The organism is Pseudomonas sp. ATCC PTA-122608 (assembly GCF_001952855.1).
In the GTDB taxonomy this organism is placed as follows: domain Bacteria; phylum Pseudomonadota; class Gammaproteobacteria; order Pseudomonadales; family Pseudomonadaceae; genus Aquipseudomonas.
In genome coordinates this window covers 212631-230690 of record NZ_LPNO01000024.1, presented here as the reverse complement: position 1 = coordinate 230690, position 18060 = coordinate 212631, and the positions used below count along the sequence as shown (strand labels likewise).

The 18060-nt window shown below is 63.0% G+C and carries 18 protein-coding genes; 12 read left to right on the top strand and 6 right to left on the bottom strand.

The window, feature by feature from the left end; all coding sequences use genetic code 11:
* Positions 1–62 precede the first annotated feature (62 nt).
* The 3 genes from ddpX to AU074_RS21115 all read right to left on the bottom strand — a co-directional run bounded on the left by ddpX (position 63) and on the right by AU074_RS21115 (position 1930).
* The gene (gene ddpX, locus AU074_RS21125; protein WP_063029126.1) at positions 63–605 is read right to left on the bottom strand and encodes a D-alanyl-D-alanine dipeptidase; all 543 of its coding nucleotides are present in this window, start codon (positions 603–605) and stop codon (positions 63–65) included.
* 21 nt (positions 606–626) lie between these two features.
* Positions 627–1481 carry a MurR/RpiR family transcriptional regulator gene (locus AU074_RS21120; RefSeq protein ID WP_032898755.1) on the bottom strand — a complete coding sequence of 285 codons (855 nt, stop codon included), beginning with the start codon at positions 1479–1481 and terminating at the stop codon, positions 627–629.
* A 137-nt stretch (positions 1482–1618) separates the two neighbouring features.
* The gene (locus AU074_RS21115; RefSeq protein WP_076016373.1) at positions 1619–1930 is read right to left on the bottom strand and encodes a hypothetical protein; all 312 of its coding nucleotides are present in this window, start codon (positions 1928–1930) and stop codon (positions 1619–1621) included.
* Between the two features lie 162 nt (positions 1931–2092).
* Here AU074_RS21115 and AU074_RS21110 point away from each other — a divergent pair, with 162 nt between their 5' ends.
* From AU074_RS21110 to AU074_RS21100, 3 genes are read left to right on the top strand one after another with little or no spacing between them, the layout of a single operon-like run.
* Positions 2093–2767 carry a secretin and TonB N-terminal domain-containing protein gene (locus AU074_RS21110; RefSeq protein WP_076016372.1) on the top strand — a complete coding sequence of 225 codons (675 nt, stop codon included), beginning with the start codon at positions 2093–2095 and terminating at the stop codon, positions 2765–2767.
* On the top strand, positions 2764–3309 hold the full coding sequence (locus AU074_RS21105; RefSeq protein ID WP_076016371.1) for an RNA polymerase sigma factor: 546 nt from the start codon (positions 2764–2766) through the stop codon (positions 3307–3309). Before AU074_RS21110 ends, AU074_RS21105 begins: the two co-directional genes overlap by 4 nt.
* A gap of 38 nt (positions 3310–3347) precedes the next feature.
* Entirely contained in the window at positions 3348–4274 is a 927-nt protein-coding gene (locus tag AU074_RS21100) for a DUF4880 domain-containing protein (RefSeq protein WP_076016370.1), read from the top strand.
* Positions 4275–5267: 993 nt separating this feature from the next.
* On the opposite strand, the gene AU074_RS21095 is transcribed toward AU074_RS21100, so the two are convergent.
* On the bottom strand, positions 5268–5864 hold the full coding sequence (locus AU074_RS21095) for a type II secretion system protein GspJ (RefSeq protein WP_076016369.1): 597 nt from the start codon (positions 5862–5864) through the stop codon (positions 5268–5270).
* Complete coding sequence (gene gspH, locus AU074_RS21090; RefSeq protein WP_076016368.1) at positions 5857–6309, bottom strand: type II secretion system minor pseudopilin GspH; 453 nt, start codon at positions 6307–6309, stop codon at positions 5857–5859. Before gspH ends, AU074_RS21095 begins: the two co-directional genes overlap by 8 nt.
* 85 nt (positions 6310–6394) lie before the next feature.
* On the opposite strand from gspH, the gene AU074_RS21085 reads away from it, so the two are divergent.
* Positions 6395–6826 carry a type II secretion system protein N gene (locus AU074_RS21085; RefSeq protein ID WP_076016367.1) on the top strand — a complete coding sequence of 144 codons (432 nt, stop codon included), beginning with the start codon at positions 6395–6397 and terminating at the stop codon, positions 6824–6826.
* Here the strand turns inward: AU074_RS21085 and gspI are convergent.
* Positions 6813–7211 (bottom strand): type II secretion system minor pseudopilin GspI, encoded by a 399-nt coding sequence (gspI, locus tag AU074_RS21080; RefSeq protein ID WP_076016366.1) that lies wholly within the window; start codon positions 7209–7211, stop codon positions 6813–6815. The two genes, AU074_RS21085 and gspI, sit on opposite strands and share 14 nt — an antisense overlap.
* Before the next feature lie 148 nt (positions 7212–7359).
* Here gspI and gspG point away from each other — a divergent pair, with 148 nt between their 5' ends.
* From gspG to AU074_RS21035, 8 genes are all read left to right on the top strand, one after another.
* Positions 7360–7797 carry a type II secretion system major pseudopilin GspG gene (gene gspG, locus AU074_RS21075; RefSeq protein WP_076016365.1) on the top strand — a complete coding sequence of 146 codons (438 nt, stop codon included), beginning with the start codon at positions 7360–7362 and terminating at the stop codon, positions 7795–7797.
* A gap of 8 nt (positions 7798–7805) precedes the next feature.
* Entirely contained in the window at positions 7806–8753 is a 948-nt protein-coding gene (gspK, locus tag AU074_RS21070) for a type II secretion system minor pseudopilin GspK (protein WP_159442639.1), read from the top strand.
* Entirely contained in the window at positions 8750–9871 is a 1122-nt protein-coding gene (gene gspL / locus AU074_RS21065; protein WP_076016364.1) for a type II secretion system protein GspL, read from the top strand. Before gspK ends, gspL begins: the two co-directional genes overlap by 4 nt.
* On the top strand, positions 9864–10388 hold the full coding sequence (gene gspM, locus AU074_RS21060; protein WP_076016363.1) for a type II secretion system protein GspM: 525 nt from the start codon (positions 9864–9866) through the stop codon (positions 10386–10388). Before gspL ends, gspM begins: the two co-directional genes overlap by 8 nt.
* Positions 10385–12691: a type II secretion system secretin GspD gene (gene gspD, locus AU074_RS21055; protein WP_076016362.1), complete on the top strand. Its 2307-nt coding sequence runs from the start codon at positions 10385–10387 to the stop codon at positions 12689–12691. Before gspM ends, gspD begins: the two co-directional genes overlap by 4 nt.
* Before the next feature lie 874 nt (positions 12692–13565).
* Entirely contained in the window at positions 13566–14984 is a 1419-nt protein-coding gene (gspE, locus tag AU074_RS21045; RefSeq protein WP_076016361.1) for a type II secretion system ATPase GspE, read from the top strand.
* On the top strand, positions 14984–16195 hold the full coding sequence (gspF, locus tag AU074_RS21040; protein WP_076016360.1) for a type II secretion system inner membrane protein GspF: 1212 nt from the start codon (positions 14984–14986) through the stop codon (positions 16193–16195). Before gspE ends, gspF begins: the two co-directional genes overlap by 1 nt.
* A gap of 483 nt (positions 16196–16678) precedes the next feature.
* The gene (locus AU074_RS21035) at positions 16679–17902 is read left to right on the top strand and encodes a substrate-binding domain-containing protein (RefSeq protein WP_076016359.1); all 1224 of its coding nucleotides are present in this window, start codon (positions 16679–16681) and stop codon (positions 17900–17902) included.
* The last annotated feature ends 158 nt before the right edge of the window (positions 17903–18060 follow it).

Genomic DNA, 18060 nt, shown 5'->3' with positions numbered 1-18060 from the left:
TATAACCGGGCAGTTGGAGCTAAAGGGTGCTGCTAATTATTGTGATGGTACGTTCCTTGTGATCAGTGTGACTCCTCAATTAATGGGAAAAGTTCGGCGTCCGGCAATTCGTAATGCCACCACTCGGTGGCAATCGCCTTGAAGCCGGCGCCGAGCATGATGCCCAACAACAGCAGGCGGTTGCGCTGCACCTGCGGCGGCAAGTCGGGGTAGAACTGGTGGGACTTGGGCTCCATGGCATCAAACGCCGTGCCCATGTCCAGGGGTGTGCCGTGTTCATCAATCAGTGTCAGGTCGACGGCCACGCCGCGGGTGTGGTGCGAGCCCAGGCGCGGATCGCGCACGTAGTCCGGGTTGGGCAGGGCTTGCCACAGCAGTTGCTGGGCATAGGCCGGCCGATAGGCGTCGTAGATCAGCAGGGTCATGCCGGCCTGGCGTGCCAACAGGCTCGCCTTGCGCAGGCAGGCCGCCGCTTCGGTGTGCAGCAGGCAGCGGGCGTTGCGGTAGATCACGGTGCCTGCCAGGTTGTCGGCACTGGCGTAGATCAGGTCGACCTGTACCGGGTACTCCGGTGGGGCGATTTCTACCAATGGGCTGGTATTCACTCAAAGATTTCCTTTCCAGGGTCAGGATTCGAACTGGCCGAAGGCCTGTTGCAGGGCGCGGTTTTTCGCCAGGCGTGCGTCCAGGCGCTCGCCGTAGCGGTCAGCGACGGCAGATACCATCAGGTTGAACAGGCACGTCAGGGGCGCCATGGAGTCCCAGAACTGGCCAACATCGGTTTTCAGTTGCAGCAGGTCCAGGTCGTAGTCCCGGGCCCAGGGGCATTGCAAATCGGTGATCAGCGCCAAGGGTAGACCCTGGGCATTCGCGGTCTCGCAGAACGTGGGGGTGATGCTGGAATAAGCGCGGAAGTCCGCCGTGATGGCGTAGGGTTTTTCAAAGCCGGAGTTCAGGGTCTCGGCGTAGATTCCCGACAGGCCGTCGACGTAATAGACCTTGGGGCGAATGTATTCCAGGTGACTGTGGAACGCGTTGAGGATGCCCCGGGTGGACTGGATACCGAGGATAAACACGGCGTCGGCGTCCACGATGTGCTGCACGATATCGGCAAAACCTTGGCTGCGGGCCAGGCCGTAGACGTGCTGGATGGCTTCGATCTCGCGGTTGAGGGAGCGGTCGAGGGCGTCTTCCTGATCGTTCTCCTGGCGAAAGGCACCCAGGCGGTCGGTGATCAGCCAGGACGCTTGCGGGTCGCCACGCAGGCCTTGCTTGACGTCATCGAGGTTGCGATAACCCAGGGTTCGCAAAAAACGTCCCACCGAAATCCCGGTGGTACCGGCCTGTTGCGCAATGCTGTCGGCGGTTTCGAACGGTAATTGCTGCAGGTTGCCCAGCAGGTAAGTAGCGATGCGCTTGCCGGTGGGCGTGAGCGTCGGGAACTGCTGTTCCAGCGTGCGCTGGAAGCTGTTTTTATCCATGACGTTTTCGCGGAGACCGGTCATTGATGTTACTCAGATTTCATGATTTTGATGTCTGTTAGAAACATAACATCGGCAATCGCGATAACACAATGGCTTTTTTTCGAGCGGGTACGCAGGAGGGGGACAAGCGACGATCAAGGCCGCTGGGGTTTCACCGATGTGCCGAAGGTATTGCCCATACGGACACTGGTCGCCGCTGGCGTAGAGAGCCCGATCTGGTTCGGCTTGCGCTTTTCGATGGGCACCTGCTGCGCTTCCTGGTTCTTTTGCGTGGCTTTTGCGGCGTCCGGGTTATTACCCATTTGCTGGCTCAGGCAGCCATAGTCCGGCGCCTTGTAGCCATCCACATTGACCTCGGCGCAGCCACTGGGAGCGTCTTCGGCGTGGGCCATCAGCGGCAGGGTTGCACACAGCAACAGGCGGGCGAGGGTCGGGAACAGGTTCATCAGTGCCTCCTGGCGCGCCCTGGGAAATGGGCGGGTATGGGGCAAAAGTGTAGTGCAGCGGGCTGGCCGTCACCGTGATGTTTTTTTTGCTGGCACCGTAACATCAGGTTCATAAACGGGCCTCAGGATGACGGTTTTGTAGGCTATGTCGGACGTGTTGCGATGCTGAGCAGGGGGGCTTGGAGGCGCGCGGGCTGCTGCCTGGCTCTGCTGTTGGGGCTGGCGCAAAGCGTGCGCGCCGAAGTGATCCTGGACCTGCCTGCCCAGAACCTGGACAACGCCCTCCAAGCGTTCAGCCGTGCCACCGGCATGGCGGTGCTGGTGGACCGTGAATTGACCCGGGGCCGGCGTTCCATCGGTGTACATGGCCGCTACAGCGCGCAGCAAGCCCTGGGCCTGCTGCTGACAGGGAGTGGCTTGATGGCGCGTTATGCCCGCAGCGATGCGTTCACCTTGCAAGTCCCCGAGGTCAGCCAGCCGGCAACCACCCGAGGGCTGAAGGCCGGCCATGCAGCACGGATCAACAACAGCTACGCCACGGCCTTGCAGCAGGCGATCGAGCGCAGTTTGTGCCGTTCGCCTCTGACCCGTCCCGGCAGTTTTCGGGCGCTGGTACAGGTGTGGGTCAACGGTGACGGGGTGATCGAACACAGCCGCCTGGTCAGTTCCACCGGCGACCTGCAGCGTGACGAAGCGCTGGTACGCGGCCTGGGCTCCACCCGTGTCGAACGCCCGGCGCCCAGTTCACTGCGCTTGCCGGTGACCTTACTTTTGATGCCCGATTCAACAGGAACACGCATGGAATGCACAGCAGGGGAAGGAGTTTCCGGGGCATGAAAGACACCGGCCACAGCACGATGGTCAGCCTGTTCCTGGCGTCCTACGAGGACTTCAAGGTACGCCTGCGCAAGCGCCTCGGGTCCGAGGACCTGGCCAACGACGTGCTGCACGAAACCTACCTGCGGGTCGACCGCATGGAGGTGCCGCCGAACCTGGCGCAACCCAATGCCTACCTGTACCGCATGGCCCTGAACATCGCCGCCGACCGGCGCCAGGCGGATGCGCGGCTGTTGACCGGTAGCGAAGTCGAAGAGCTGCTGCAGACCGTCGATGAAGCCCAGGACCCTTCGCGGGTGGTGGGTGGCCAGCGGGAAATCCAGTCCTTGCTCAAGGCCCTCTACGAGCTGCCGGCGCGGCGGCGTCAGATCCTTATCGCTGCGCGCCTGGAAGAGGCGCCGCATCTGGAAATCTCCAAGCGTTTCGGGATTTCCACGCGCATGGTCGAAAAGGAAATCAAGGCCGGGCTGGGCCACTGCGCGCAGCGCCTTGAAAGAAAAGTGATCCAGCGGTTCGGTCCCGGGGCCGGAAAACCGTCTTAGTGATTGAGTCCCTGATAATCCGTTGAGTACCTGCGCGCTTGAACATTTTTAACTTCTCCGCTGCCCGGAATGTGCCAGACAACCCCCTGCACGATGAAGCGCGTGATTGGCTGGTGCTGTTGACTTCGGGCAGGGCCACCGTTGCGGATGCCAAAGCGTTGCGCCAGTGGTGCGCCCAGAGCCCGGAACATGCCCGGGCGTTCGAGCAGGCCAAGGTGTTATGGCAGCAATTGGCACCGGCCGCCGAGCAGTTTTCCCGGCCACGGCATTTTGGGCGACGGGCGTTTTTGGGTGGGGCGATTGCGGCGTCGGCGGCGGTGTTTATGGTGCGGTTTACCGTGCCGGGTGGATTTGCCGGGTTGACGGCGGATTACCGCACCGAGGTCGGCGAGCAGCGGCGGGTGGAGTTGAGTGAGGGTGTTCGGCTGGAGCTCAATACCCAGACGCGGATCAGCCGACGTGAAGGTGGGATTGAGTTGGTGGAGGGGGAGGTTGAGGTGGTTGCCAATGCTGCGATGCCGCTTCAGGTTCAGGCCGGTGGAGGGTGGTTGAGTGCGGCTCGGGCGCGGTTCAATGTGCGCAATACGGATCACAGTGTGTGTGTGACGTGCATTGATGGGGCGGTGTCGGTGGCTGTGGGTGGGCGTACGGTTCGGTTAGAGGGTGGGCGGCAACTGACTTATGACGCTGGCGGTGTGGGTGAGCCGGTGGCGGTGGATGTGCAGGCGGTGGTGGCCTGGCGGGAGCAGGTGTTGGTGTTTGATAACGCGACGTTGGCGACGGTGGTGGATGAGATTAATCGCTATCGGCCGGGGATGTTGCTGCTGATGAATGCGCAGTTGGGCAAGCGGCGGGTGCAGGCGCGGTTTAGTTTGCATCAGTTGGCGGGGGTGGCACTTTTGATTCGCGATGCGTATGGGGCTAAGTGTACGGAGTTGCCTGGGGGGGTGGTTTTGTTGAGTTAGTTTGGTGTGTATATCCGTTATTTAGGTAACGGCCACTTAGGGTTCCGCTCTTACAGCCAGCCCTTTCAAGGTCTTTGCCTAAATCGCGTCCTACGCCTATTCCAGGCTGAAATTAAGAAAAAAACGAGTTGAATTTGGTTCAGTCAGCATCTCTTTTGGTCAAAAAATGATCATGTTTTTAGGCTTTTTCCAAAGACCTTGAAAGGGCTGGCTCTTACAGCGGGTCACTTTTGAAAAGCGCAAAAGTAACCAAAACGCTCTGCCCCGCCTGTCGGCACCTCGCCTAGGCTCGGTGTTCCCTCACTCCGGTATTGCTCCGCGGGCCGCCGCGACGGGCCATCCATGGCCCGGCGCGGCTAAACCGGCGTCCTGCCGGTTTACCCGCTCCGCAATACCTGCGTTCGGCCTCGGGCTGAATGGGGCAGCCAGATCAAAAGCAGATCAAAAGCAAGAGCACAGCGGCCTACCGGCCGGCTTGAGTGTTAAAGGCAAAAGCAAAGCTGCTTTTATGTGGGAGCGGGCTTGCTCGCGAAAAACCTGAGACCGCCGCGTTCATCCAGAATGCCAGCGTCATCGTTAACGACCTTCGCGAGCAAGCCCGCTCCCACATTTGGACCGTGCCCGCTTTAGCTTCTGATCTTGCTGTTGCTTCACCACACTCAAGCCGGCCTGTAGGCCGCTGTGCCCTTGATCTGCTTTTGATCTTGATCTTAGGCGCCCCGTTAAACCACGCTGGCCGAACGCAGGCAGTACGGAGCGGGTAAACCGGCAGGACGCCGGTTTAGCCGCGACGGGGCAGGGACGCCCCGTCGCGGCGGCCCGCTTCGTGCTGCCGGAGTGCGGGCACACCGAGCCTAGGCGAGGAGCCGAGTGGTGGGGCAAGAGCCCTTTTGGTTACTTTTGGGGCTCTTTTCCAAAAGTGACCCGCCGTAAGGGCGGAACCAATACCAGCCATCACCCAAATAACGGATATGTACACCCCCCAAAAAAGCCCTACCGCAGGGCCCCCCAAACCTGCCGATACCGCTCCACCCCCTGACCCGTCTCCCGCACCAAAACCACCTCGATCCCCAGCGGTTCATCCCGCCGATTCCCACTCAACTGCCGCCACCCCTTATCCCAAACCCGCACCTGCAAATCCCTGACCTGCCCAAGCACCGCCACCGCATCCCTGGGCGCCGGCAGCGGATACCGATCCCGCGCCGGTGCCGCCGCCCGATACAGCGTGTCCCCCTTGAGCCACCACCGCACCCGCTGCAACCCATCCCCAGGAACCGGAGCACTCCGGATCACCTCCAACCGAAACCCCTTGCTATCCGAACTCCTCACCGACACCGCCGCCAACCCCCCAGGCTTCGGCGCCTCATCCCCAACCGGCGGCCCCAACTCAACCCCCGCGCGCAAACTCAGATCCAGCTGCATCTGGTTCAGCGCCCGCAACAAGGTCTCAGTCTGCTCACTGCTGGCCTGCAAATGCTGGTCAGCCCGGGTCACACTGTCCAGCCCGCGCCAGGCAATCACACTGACCACCGCCATCAACATGATCGCCACCATCACCTCAATCAGCGTAAAACCCTTCTGATCACTCATGACTCACCACCCGCAACAACCCCGCTGCATCCCGTTGCAGACTCAGGCTGTGCTGCCCATCCGACAGCACCACCCGCATCGGCGGATTCACCCATTCAGCATCCAGCACCAGGTTCTTCCCAGGCTCGATGCGCACCTGCATCGGCGTGCTGTCCCAGGCCCGCGGACGCAGTTGCTGATCACCACTGAAGTTCTCCAACCCCAACCCATCATCCGTAACGCGGCTGAAGCGAAACCCCTTGGCATCCGCCTTCCAGGTAATCGCCCGGCCATCCGCGCGAGCCTCGGCCTGGGCTACCTGCAGCAACTGGCTCAAGCGTTCCGCGTCCTTGCGCAGCAGGTGCAGCGGATCAGGCTTGATGCTCAGGCTGATGGCCGCACTGGCGATGCCGATGATCACCAACACCACCATCAACTCGATCAACGTGAAGCCCTGCTGTTTCATTTTTTGCTCCCTGATCAACCGCTGAAATAAAAAGGTGCGAATTGCCCTGTAGCCTGAGGCAACGGACAAACAGGAGGTCCCGCCCATGGCATTCGCCCATCGTTTTTCACCCGCCCATGGCGTCCAGGCTTTGGCGTTGTTAGCGGCGCTGGCAGGGGTGGCGACCTGGACGCCGTTGCTGCTCACGTCGGCCGAGTCCCACACCCCGCAAGCCGCACCCCAGGCACTGGCCGCCCGCAGTGACAACCCTGCCGTGCAGTGGTTTTCGAATACCCCGGCGGTGATGCAGATCAAGGTCTCCGGGGTGCTCGCCGGGGCCGGTGGTGCGGTGGCGATCCTCAGTCTCAACGACGGGCCGCCCCGCAGCTTTTTGTTGGGTGAGCGGCTAAGTCCCGGCGTGCGGTTGACGGCCATTGAAGGCGATAGCGTGGAGATCGAACGTGGTACTGAAAAAATCCGCGTGCCCCTCGACAAGTTGCCCGACGGCCCGGCCTTGCCAAGCCTCATTCGGCAGTAACCGGGCGCTTCACCGGCGGGCGCCCCATCAAGGTTTCCAGGCGCGCCAGGGGCGGCGCTTCACGGGTCGCGTCCAGCACTTGCACGCTGACCTGGAACATGCGCCCATCCGGCCCGTTGCTGATGGTCTGTTCGCAACGCAGTTTCAGCCGGCCCTGGTCGCAATCGAAGGTCTTGCGCCCGGGGTTTACCCGACCTTCCAGGCGCAGTTCCGCCAGGCGACTCTGGGCCGCCAGCAGCGCCATCGACTTGTCCCGCAGCAGGCCGTTGCTGGTGGTCATCAACCCGGCCACGCGCACGGCTGCGGCCATGGCCACGGCGATGATCGCCAGTGCCACCAACACTTCAATCAGGGTGAAACCTTGCTCGTTGCGGGGGCCGCCCATGGCGTACTCAAAACCGGGAATCAGGCCCGCAGACTAGCCCCCGCAGTTGACCGATTGGCGACCAAAGCTCCCGAGGATTTTCAACATGACTGACATGTGTTCTTGCAACACTGCGCCACGAAATGCACTCAAGCCAAGGAATGTCGAGATGGATATCGCACACTTCACCTCCCCACGCAGGCAGCGTGGCTTCACCTTGATCGAGATCATGGTGGTCGTGGTGATCCTGGGGATTCTGGCGGCGCTGGTGGTGCCCAAGGTGCTCGATCGCCCGGACCAGGCGCGGGCCACGGCCGCCAAACAGGACATTGGCGGGCTGATGCAGGCCCTGAAACTCTACCGCCTCGACCACGGCTCGTATCCCAGCATGAACCAGGGCTTGAAGGTGCTGGTGGAGCGCCCGGCCGATGCGAAAAACAGCAACTGGCGTGCCTACCTCGAACGCCTGCCCAACGACCCGTGGGGCAACCCTTATCACTACCTCAACCCAGGGGCCAACGGCGAAGTGGATGTGTTCTCTCTCGGCGCCGACGGGAAACCCGAGGGCGACGGCGTGAATGCCGATATCGGCTCCTGGCAGTTATAAGGCCGGCGATGAACAGCCATTCGCCCCCAGCGGCGAAGCAGCGCGGCATGGCGATTATCAGCGCCTTGCTGATCGCGGCCGTGGTTGCGGTGATTGCCGGTGCCATGCTCACCCGGCAGACCGTGTTCACCCGCAGCCTGGAAGCCGAACAACTGCGTATCCAGGGGCAATGGTTGTTGAATGGCGGCCTGGAAACCAGTCGCCAGATCCTTTGGGACGCACGCCGCCAGGACGTCTTGACCCGGCTCGATCAACCGTGGGCACGCCCCCTCGGCGGTGCTTTCGAGGGGCGGATTGAAGACGAGCAGGGCAAGTTCAACCTGCGCAACCTGGTGACCCAGCAACACCCGGACGCCGTGCAATTGCAGAGCTTCGAACGTCTGTGCCAATTGATCGGCATCGACCCGGCCGTGAGCCGCCGCATCAGCCGGCGGGTGATCGACTCATACGACCAGCGCGAGGTCAGCACCTCACTCACCGGTGGTTTCAACAGCAGCCGGGATACCTCGCCCGGTGCAGCGGCGCCATTGATTCCAGCCAAGTACCCGATGCTGCGCAGCCTCACCGACCTCAGCGCTATCGAAGGCCTCGACCCGCGCCAGCTGCGACGCATGGCGAGCTACGTCAGCGTGCTGCCCGGCAATACCTGGGTCAACGGCAACACCGCCAGCGCCGAGGTGCTCAGTAGCGTGGTGCCGGGGCTCAGCCTGTCGCGGGCCCAGGCACTGGTGGCCGAGCGTGACGGCGGGCGCTGGTTTATCAATCGCGGGGATTTCGTCAACCGGTTGCGCATGCCACAGGTCGCGGTGGACACGGTGCAGGTGGGCATCACCAGTGAGTGGTTTCGCGTGCTGGGCCAGGTCCGTCGCGAGCAGCGTCGGGTGACGCTGGAGGCGTTGCTGTATCGCCCCGAAGACCGTCAGCCCCAGGTGGTCTGGTCGCGGGTGGGCGTATGAAGCGTTTGCGCATTGCGTTGCCGCCGCTGGATCAACTCACCACCGACAGCCCGGTGCAGTTCGCCTGGCTGGACCGCGCCGGGCAGGTCAGTCAGCAAGGCGAGAGCAGCCTGGCGCAACTGGCGAATAACCCGGCGGCGTTTTTCCTGCACCCGCGGGACAGCCTGCTGACCAGCCTGGAGCTGCCGCAATTGCCCTCCGCCAAGGTCGACGACGCGGTGACCTGTGCGGCCCAGGCATTGATCCTTGGCCCGGTGGAATTGATGCATGTGGCCCACGGTCCCCGGGAAAGCAGCGGCCTGGTGCAGGTGGGCTGGTTGCCCAAAAGCAGCCTTGAACACTTGGGCCGGATAACCACCCAGCTGAAAATCAAAGTGCGCGGGCTGTACCCGGCGCCGTATGCGTTGCCGGTCGGCGAGCAACCGAGCGCGGCATTAAGCGACGGGCATTTACTGCTGCGCCTCAGTGTCCAGCAGGGTGCGGTGCATCCGTTGGGACAGCCCGCGCTGGATGATCTGCTGGCCACCGGCGTCGATGTACATCAAGTGACAGGCGATGCCCGTTGGCGTGGACCATTGCCGGGCTGGGGTTTGCACGGTCGGCTTCAGCAGGCGGCAACCGGAGGCTGGGGCAGGGCGGCGGCGTGCACAGCGCTGGCGGTCGCCATCTGGACCCTGGGCCTGAACCTCTACGCCGCCCGCCAGGTCGACGAAGGCCAACGCCTCAAGGCGCAGATGAACCAGCAAGTGCGCCAGGCCTTCCCCGAGCTGCCGGTAATTCTCAACCCGCTGCAACAAGCCCGTCAGCAATTGGCTGCCCGCCAAAATGGCGCCGCGAGCGAGCCTGGCCAACGCTTCACCGGCTTGCTCGCACTGGCGGGCAGCAGCCTGCCGTCCATGGCGGGTGGCGTCGAGAGCCTGACATACGAAAAAGGCCGTCTGCAGGTGAGCCTGCTGCCCGACACCCGCAGCCCGGCGCTGGCGGCTGACGGGCAGGCGCTGCTGGCCCAGGCCGGGTTCGGCGCCACCCGCGACGACCAGGGCTGGACCGTCGGCCCGCTCGGCGAGCGCGTTGAAGCCGATACAGACGATGCGGACGACGAGGTCGAAGATGAATAAGCGCTGGCAGCTTCTGCGCAGCCGGGCCCAGGTGTTCTGGAACGGTCTGGCCGTGCGTGAAAAACGTCTGCTGGTGGGCGCTGGCCTGGTGCTGGCGGGTCTGTTGACCTGGTTGCTGCTGATCCAGCCACCGCTGAAGAAGATCGATTACTGGCAAGCCGAAACCCCGAAACTGCGCAGCCAGGCCGAGGCATTGCAGGTGCTGTTGCAGGGTGTCGCCGCAGCCCCGCGCAGCAGTGACCTGGAAACCGCCTTGCACCAGTCCCTCGACAACGCCGGCTTGCAGGGCCGCTATCAATTGCAGGCGCAGGACACCGGCAGTTGGAGCCTGACCCTCGAGGAGGCCCCGGCGGATGCCGTGATCGACTGGCTGCTGGCCAACCCCCGGCCGTTCTCCCTGGACGTCTCCGAGGCCCGCCTGCAACGCGCAGGCGCTGCCACCCCTTCAAACTCGGCCGGCACTTTGTCCGGGACCGTTCGCATGGATCAGGCGCCTGGCGCTAAGGAAGCTTCATGAAGTGGTCATTGCCCAACGCTGCGCCTTATCGCAAGGTCGCCCCTTTGCTGTTGCTGGCGCTGGGAGCGTGCAGCAATCCCCAATCGCCCACGCCGCTGCTGGTGGACAGCGAACTTGGCCAACCCCTGGCCGACACCCGGCGCAGCGGCGACACAGCGTTGGACCGCCAGCGCGAACCGGTGCCGCCACCCCGAGTGCAACACCCGGTGACCAACAGCGCCCGCAGCCACGCCGCCGCCCCGGCCAAGGCGCGCAACCCGCTGGGTGATCAACCGGTGCAACTGAACTTCGTCGACGCCGACATCCAGGCCGTGGTGCGCGCCTTGTCCCGCGCCACCGGCCAGCAATTCCTGGTGGACCCACGGGTGAAAGGCAACCTGACCCTGGTCAGCGAGGGTCAGGTACCAGCGCATCAGGCCTACGACATGCTGCTGGCGGCGCTGCGCATGCAGGGCTTCAGCGTGGTCGACGTGGGTGGCGTGGCCCAGGTGGTGCCGGAGGCAGACGCGAAGCTGTTGGGCGGGCCGATCTACAGCGGCGCCAACCCGGGCGGGCAGGGCATGCAGACCCGCACCTTCCGCCTGCAATACGAAAACGCGGTAAACCTGATCCCGGTGCTGCGCCCCATCGTGTCGCCGAACAACCCGATCAACGCCTACCCCGGCAACAACAGCATCGTCATCACCGACTACGCGGAAAACCTCGCGCGAGTGGCGCAGATCATCGACGGCATCGACACCCCGAGCGCCATCGACACCGACGTGGTGAAAGTGCAGAACGGCATCGCCGTGGACATCGCCGCCATGGTCTCGGAACTCCTCGAAACCCAGGGCGCCGACCAGACCCAGAAAATCAGCGTGATCGGTGATCCGCGTTCCAACTCCATCATCATCCGCGCCGGCAGCCCGGAGCGCACCGAGCTGGCGCGCAACCTGATCTACAAGCTGGACAATGCCCAGAGCAACCCGAGCAATATGCACGTGGTGTACCTGCGCAACGCCCAGGCCGGCAAGTTGGCGCAGTCGCTGCGGGGCTTGCTCACTGGCGAAAGCGACACCGGTACCAGTGACAATGCACGGGGCAAACTGAGCAGCATGGGCGGCAACACCCAGACCGGCCAGGGCAGCACCCAGAACAGCAGCGGCACCCCCACCGGCAGCGGCACTGCCCAGCCCAGCGGTTATGGGCAAGACACCAGTGCCGCCGGTGCTTCGTCCTCCAGCGACCAGAACACCGCGTTCAGCGCCGGTGGTGTGACGATCCAGGCGGACGCTACCACCAACACCCTGCTGATCTCCGCGCCGGACCCGCTGTATCGCAACCTGCGTGAGGTGATCGACATGCTCGACCAGCGTCGTGCCCAGGTGGTGATCGAGAGCTTGATCGTCGAGGTAAGCGAGGACGATGCCAGCGAGTTCGGGGTGCAGTGGCAGGCGGGGAATCTGGGTGGGAAGGGTGGCTTTGGTGGAGTGAACCTGGGTGGCAGCGGCTTGAATGGAACGCCTACCAGCAAGACCAGCATTGATGTGCTGCCCAAGGGTTTGAACATCGGGCTGGTGGACGGCACGGTGGATATTCCGGGGATTGGCAAGGTGCTCGATCTCAAGGTGTTGGCCCGGGCGTTGAAGAGCAAGGGCGGGACCAATGTGTTGTCGACGCCGAACCTGCTGACTCTGGATAACGAGGCGGCGAGTATTTTTGTGGGGCAGACGATTCCTTTCGTCACTGGCAGTTATGTGACTGGTGGCGGCGGGACCAGCAATAACCCGTTCCAGACGGTACAGCGGGAGGAGGTGGGGCTGAAGTTGAACGTGCGGCCGCAGATTTCCGAGGGTGGGACGGTGAAGCTGGATATTTATCAGGAGGTCAGCAGTGTCGACACGCGGGCTTCGGTGGATGCCGGGACGGTGACGAACAAGCGGGCGATTGATACGAGTATTTTGCTGGATGACGGGCAGATCATGGTGCTCGGCGGGTTGTTGCAGGATGGGTACAGCCAAAGCAATGACGCGGTGCCGTGGTTGTCGGATATTCCCGGGTTGGGGGCGTTGTTCCGGAATGAAAAGCGCGGTGTGACGAAGACGAATTTGATGGTGTTTTTGCGGCCTTACATTATTCGCGACAGTGGGGCGGGGCGCAGTATTACGCTCAATCGTTATGAGTTTATGCGCAGGGCCCAGGGTGGGTTGCAGCCGGAGCGCAGTTGGGCGATGCCGGATGTGCAGGCGCCGCAGTTGCCTTCGGTGGATAAGGCGATTCCCGATTTGGGGCCTCGGGCGGTGATTCGCGTGGTGCCGCGGTGATTTGGGTTTTGGATGGGGGGTATATCCGTTGCTGCGGTAACGGCCACTTAGGGTTCCGCTCTTACAGCGGGTCACTTTTGGCAAACGCCCCAAAAGTAACCAAAAGGTCTTTGCCCCACCACTCGGTGCCTCGCCTGGGCTCGGCATGCCCGCACTCCGGCCCGATTCCGCGGGCCGCCGCGACGGGCCATCCATGGCCCGGCGCGGCTAAATCGGCTTCCCTGCCGATTTACCCGCTCCACCGTGCCTGCTTGCGGCCATCGTGGTTGACGGGGCCCGCAGATCAAGATCAACAGCCAGATCAAAAGCAAGAGCACAGCGGCCTACAGGCCGGCTTGAGTGTTAGAAGCAGAGGCAAGATCCAGAGCGAAAACAGAGCCGCTTTTCTGTAGGAGCGAGCTTGCTCGCGAAAAACCTGAGAACGCCGCGTTGAATCAGGATGCCATCGTCATCGTTAACGACCTTCGCGAGCAAGCCCGCTCCCACATTTGGACCTTGCCCGCTTTAGCTTCTGATTTTGCTGTTGCTGTTGCTTCACCACACTCAAGCCGGCCGGTAGGCCGCTGTGCTCTTGCTTTTGATTTTGATCTTAGGCGCCCCGTTAAACCACGCTGGCCGAACGCAGGCTTTGGAGCGTGGGTAACCCGGCAGGACGCCGGGTTAGCCGCGCTGGGCCAAGGATGGCCCATCGCGGCGGCCCACGCTCCAAAGCCGGAGTGAGGGCACACCGAGCCCAAGCGAGGTGCCGAGTGGTGGGGCAAGAGCGTTTTGCTTACTTTTGCGCTTTTCAAAAGTGAGCCGCTGTAAGAGCGGAACCAATCGAAGCCGTTACCGAAGGAATGGATATGTACACAGCCAAACGAAGCCCAAAAGCATGAGCCTCCTGCCTTACGCCTGGGCCAAATCCCAACGCATCCTCCTCCACCCGGGAACCCAGGGCCCGACGCTGACCATCTGCCCCTCAACCCCCGGCTGGTCCATCAGCGAAGTCCACCGCCAGTTCGGCCAAACCCACCTCATCCAGGTGCGCGACGACGAACTCGACGGCCTCCTGGCCAGCGCCTACGCCGACACCGGCAGCGCCGCCGCCGTGGTGGGCGCCGCCGAAAACGAAGTCGACCTCGACCGCCTCATGCAAGACATCCCCGAAATCACCGACCTGCTCGACACCCAGGACGGCGCCCCGGTGATCCGCATGATCAATGCCTTGCTCACCCAGGCCGCCCGCGACGAAGCCAGTGACATCCACATCGAACCCTACGAAACCCACTCCGTGGTGCGCTACCGCGTCGACGGCACCCTGCGCGATGTCGTGTCCCCGCGCAAAGCCCTGCACGGCGCCCTGGTCTCACGCATCAAGATCATGGCCCAACTCGACATCGCCGAAAAACGCCTGCCCCAGGACGGCCGCATCGCCCTGCGCGTCGCCGGTCGCCCCATCGACATCCGCGTCTCCACCGTGCCCACCGGCCATGGCGAACGCGTGGTGATGCGCCTGCTGGACAAACAAGCCGGCCGCCTGCAGCTGGAAACCCTCGGCATGGACCCCGCCGTGCTCGGCAAACTCGACAGCCTGATCCGCCAACCCCACGGCATCGTGCTGGTCACTGGCCCCACCGGCAGCGGCAAAACCACCAGCCTCTACGCCGCCCTGGCAAGGCTGGACGCGAGCACCAGCAATATCCTGACCGTCGAAGATCCGGTGGAATACGACCTGCCGGGCATCAGCCAGATCCAAGTCAACGCCAAGATCGACATGACCTTCGCCCTGGCCCTGCGGGCGATCCTGCGCCAGGACCCGGACATCATCATGATCGGCGAAATCCGCGACCTGGAGACCGCGCAAATCGCCGTTCAGGCCTCGCTCACCGGCCACCTGGTACTCGCCACCCTGCACACCAACGATGCCGTCTCGGCGGTCAACCGCCTGATCGACATGGGCGTCGAACCGTTCCTGCTGGCCTCATCCCTGCTCGGCGTATTGGCCCAGCGCCTGGTGCGCCGGCTGTGCCCGCACTGCAAGCAGGAAGACCCGGCCGCACCCGGCACCTGGCGACCGGTCGGCTGTGCGCAGTGCAACCAGATAGGCTACAGCGGGCGTACCGGCATCCATGAATTGTTCTGCATCGATGACGAGCTGCGCGGGCTGATTCACCAGGGCGCCGGCGAACAAGACCTGAGAGCCGCCGCACGCCGCGCCGGCATGTTCAGCATGCGCGAAGACGGCGAACGCTGGGTGCGCAGCGGCGCCACTGCCCCCGAAGAAATCCTGCGCGTAACACGGGACGCCTGATGAACCGATACCGCTACGAAGCCGCCGACGCTACCGGCAAACTGGAGTCCGGGCACCTTGAGGCCGACAGCCAGAGCGGCGCCTTTGCCCACCTGCGCAGCCGTGGCCTGACGGCCTTGCGGGTGCAGATCGAGAGCAACAACCCGCAAGCCGGCGGCGGCAGCCGGTTCGGTGCCAAGCTCTCGGACAACGACCTGGCCTGGGCCACGCGGCAGCTGGCGAGCCTGCTCGGTGCGAGCTTGCCACTGGAGGCGGCGTTGAGTGCCACGGTGGAGCAAGCCGAGAAAAAACACATCGCCCAGACCTTGAGTGCGGTGCGCGCCGATGTGCGCAGCGGCATGCGCCTGGCCGATGCATTGGCCGGGCGGCCCCGGGATTTCCCCTCGATCTACCGGGCGCTGATCGCGGCGGGGGAGGAGTCCGGCGACCTGGCGCAAGTCATGGAGCGCCTGGCCGATTACATCGAGGAACGCAACAACCTGCGGGGCAAGATCCTCACGGCGTTTATCTACCCGGGCGTGGTGGGGCTGGTGTCCATCGGCATCGTGATTTTCCTGCTCAGTTACGTGGTGCCGCAGGTGGTCAGTGCATTTTCCCAGGCCCGCCAGGACCTGCCAGGGCTGACCCTGGCGATGCTCAACGCCAGTGACTTTATCCGCGCCTGGGGCTGGCTGTGTTTTGCCGGGATCGTGGGTTGTTTCTGGAGCTGGCGCCTGTACCTGCGTAACCCCGTGGCGCGGTTGAACTGGCACAGCCGGGTGCTGCGCTTGCCGCTGATCGGGCGTTTTGTGCTGGGGCTCAATACCGCACGGTTTGCCTCGACCCTGGCCATTCTCGGCGGGGCGGGTGTGCCATTGTTGCGGGCGCTGGAAGCAGCGCGTCAGACGCTGTCCAACGACCGCCTGAGCCAGTGCGTCACGGACGCCACTGCCAAGGTTCGCGAGGGCGTCAACCTGGCGCCGGCGCTGGCGGTGGAAAAGGTCTTTCCGCCGGTGCTGATCCACCTGATCGCCAGCGGCGAAAAAACCGGTTCCCTGCCGCCGATGCTCGAGCGTGCGGCGCAAACATTGTCCCGGGATATCGAGCGTCGGGCGATGGGCATGACGGCCTTGCTTGAACCCTTGATGATCGTGGTGATGGGCGCCGTTGTGCTGGTCATCGTCATGGCCGTCCTGCTGCCCATTATCGAAATCAACCAACTGGTGACCTGACTGCTGACGAAACGCGGTCAAAAAATGTGGGAGCGGGCTTGCTCGCGAAAGCGGTGGATCAGTCGGCACATGTATTGACTGACACACCGCTTTCGCGAGCAAGCCCGCTCCCACATTTGAACCGCATTTCTTCAACACTATGTTCTTGCGCCTGACACACGGGTCCCAACCTCGGGTTCCTCATTCTGTCATCTGCCCAACCCCGCCACACGGCCCGTAACGCCTCCAGCCCGGTACTCGAAATCCGGGCTGAAACCTCGCTGTCACCTCACCTCAAAACCGTTCAAAAGCATGACCGAAACACCCGAGAATCTTTCTAAAAATCAAGCCGTTCCTCCCGAGGTTTTTTCCTTTTGCTGTCATCGGATGCTGCGAGATTTCATACCCATGGCCTCACCCCTCGCTACCCCCGAACCACGGCACGGGAACGAAGCCATAGCGTCATCTACCCCAACGTACAAACACGACGAAAGGAGCTTCTTCATGTTTAAGCGCAACGTTCTCGCGGTATCCATGACCCTCGCTGCACTGTGCTCGGCCCAGGCGGCTATGGCTGACGTCAACGGCGGCGGCGCCACCTTGCCGCAACCGCTGTACCAGACCTCCGGCGTATTGACTGCCGGTTTCGCTCCCTACATCGGCGTGGGCAGCGGCAACGGCAAGGCTGCCTTTCTGAACAACGACTACAGCAAACTGGACGCCACCGTCACCGGCAAGAACGTGCACTGGGCAGGTAGCGATTCCAAGCTGTCCTCAGCCGAGCTGAGCAACTATGTGTCTGCCCATGGCGCTGCCTGGGGCCCGCTGATTCAGGTGCCTTCGGTGGCCACTTCGGTTGCCATTCCGTTCAACAAAACCGGTACAGCCGGTACGAAAGTCAACCTCAGCGTCAATGACCTGTGCGGTGTGTTCTCGGGTCGCTTGACCACCTGGGACCTGATTCCCAATTCCGGCCGCACCGGCCCGATCACCGTTATCTACCGCAAAGAGAACAGCGGCACCACCGAACTGTTCACGCGCTTCCTGAACGCCAAGTGCAGCCCGGCCCTGGAAGGCGGCACCTTCGCCGTGACCCAGGCCTTCGGCAGCAGCTTCTCCGGCGGTTTGCCGGCGGGCGCCCTCAACCCACTGCAACAAGCCAACCCGGCCGGTGGTTTTTTCACTGACACCAGCGCTGGCGTAATGAGCACGCTGAATGCCGCTGAAGGCCGCGTCACTTACATGAGCCCGGATTACGCAGCAGCTACCTTGGCCGGTCTGGATGACGCCACCAAGGTTGCCACCGTTGCCGGTGTTTCGCCTGCTCCAGCCAACGTGTCGGCGGCCATCGGTGCTGTGGCGGTACCTGCCATCGCCAACCGTACCCTGCCAAACAACTGGGTCCCTGTGTTTGCGGCGACCACCAGCGCCACCGACCCAAGCGTAGTCGCCTACCCAAGCACCGGTTACCCAATCCTGGGCTTCACCAACGTGGTGTTCAGCCAGTGCTACGCCGACGCTAACCAGACCTCCCAGGTCCGTACATTCTTCACCCGTCACTACAACACCAGCGCGTTCAGCAGCAACGATGCGGCCATCCGCAACAACCGCTTCGTGCCACTGCCAACCACCTGGAAAACCGCGATCAACGACACATTCCTCACCGCCAGCAGCAACCTGAGCATCGGCAACGCCAACATCTGCAACGCCATTGGTCGTCCGCTGTAAGCCAAGCGTTCAACCACCTCGCAACACCGATCAGCAACGGCCTGCGCCGTTGCTGATTTTTTTGCGTTAACAGCCTCATGTGAACTTTCGATGACAGAAGTTCAGTCGCGCCCCTCGCCAACCGCCTAACCCTCATACATGAGCGTGTCTTGCCCCCG

Excerpts from the sequence above, each read along its gene's own strand:
- AU074_RS21120 (WP_032898755.1), bottom strand. The coding sequence starts at position 1,481 with ATGGATAAAAACAGCTTCCAGCGCACGCTGGAACAGCAGTTCCCGACG.
- gspG (WP_076016365.1), top strand. The coding sequence starts at position 7,360 with ATGGATATCGCACACTTCACCTCCCCACGCAGGCAGCGTGGCTTCACC.
- gspF (WP_076016360.1), top strand. The coding sequence starts at position 14,984 with ATGAACCGATACCGCTACGAAGCCGCCGACGCTACCGGCAAACTGGAG.
- AU074_RS21035 (WP_076016359.1), top strand. The coding sequence starts at position 16,679 with ATGTTTAAGCGCAACGTTCTCGCGGTATCCATGACCCTCGCTGCACTG.
- gspM (WP_076016363.1), top strand. The coding sequence starts at position 9,864 with ATGAATAAGCGCTGGCAGCTTCTGCGCAGCCGGGCCCAGGTGTTCTGG.
- AU074_RS21085 (WP_076016367.1), top strand. The coding sequence starts at position 6,395 with ATGGCATTCGCCCATCGTTTTTCACCCGCCCATGGCGTCCAGGCTTTG.
- gspL (WP_076016364.1), top strand. The coding sequence starts at position 8,750 with ATGAAGCGTTTGCGCATTGCGTTGCCGCCGCTGGATCAACTCACCACC.
- gspH (WP_076016368.1), bottom strand. The coding sequence starts at position 6,309 with ATGAAACAGCAGGGCTTCACGTTGATCGAGTTGATGGTGGTGTTGGTG.
- gspI (WP_076016366.1), bottom strand. The coding sequence starts at position 7,211 with ATGGGCGGCCCCCGCAACGAGCAAGGTTTCACCCTGATTGAAGTGTTG.
- AU074_RS21095 (WP_076016369.1), bottom strand. The coding sequence starts at position 5,864 with ATGAGTGATCAGAAGGGTTTTACGCTGATTGAGGTGATGGTGGCGATC.
- AU074_RS21105 (WP_076016371.1), top strand. The coding sequence starts at position 2,764 with ATGAAAGACACCGGCCACAGCACGATGGTCAGCCTGTTCCTGGCGTCC.
- AU074_RS21110 (WP_076016372.1), top strand. The coding sequence starts at position 2,093 with ATGCTGAGCAGGGGGGCTTGGAGGCGCGCGGGCTGCTGCCTGGCTCTG.
- gspD (WP_076016362.1), top strand. The coding sequence starts at position 10,385 with ATGAAGTGGTCATTGCCCAACGCTGCGCCTTATCGCAAGGTCGCCCCT.
- AU074_RS21115 (WP_076016373.1), bottom strand. The coding sequence starts at position 1,930 with ATGAACCTGTTCCCGACCCTCGCCCGCCTGTTGCTGTGTGCAACCCTG.
- gspK (WP_159442639.1), top strand. The coding sequence starts at position 7,806 with ATGAACAGCCATTCGCCCCCAGCGGCGAAGCAGCGCGGCATGGCGATT.
- gspE (WP_076016361.1), top strand. The coding sequence starts at position 13,566 with ATGAGCCTCCTGCCTTACGCCTGGGCCAAATCCCAACGCATCCTCCTC.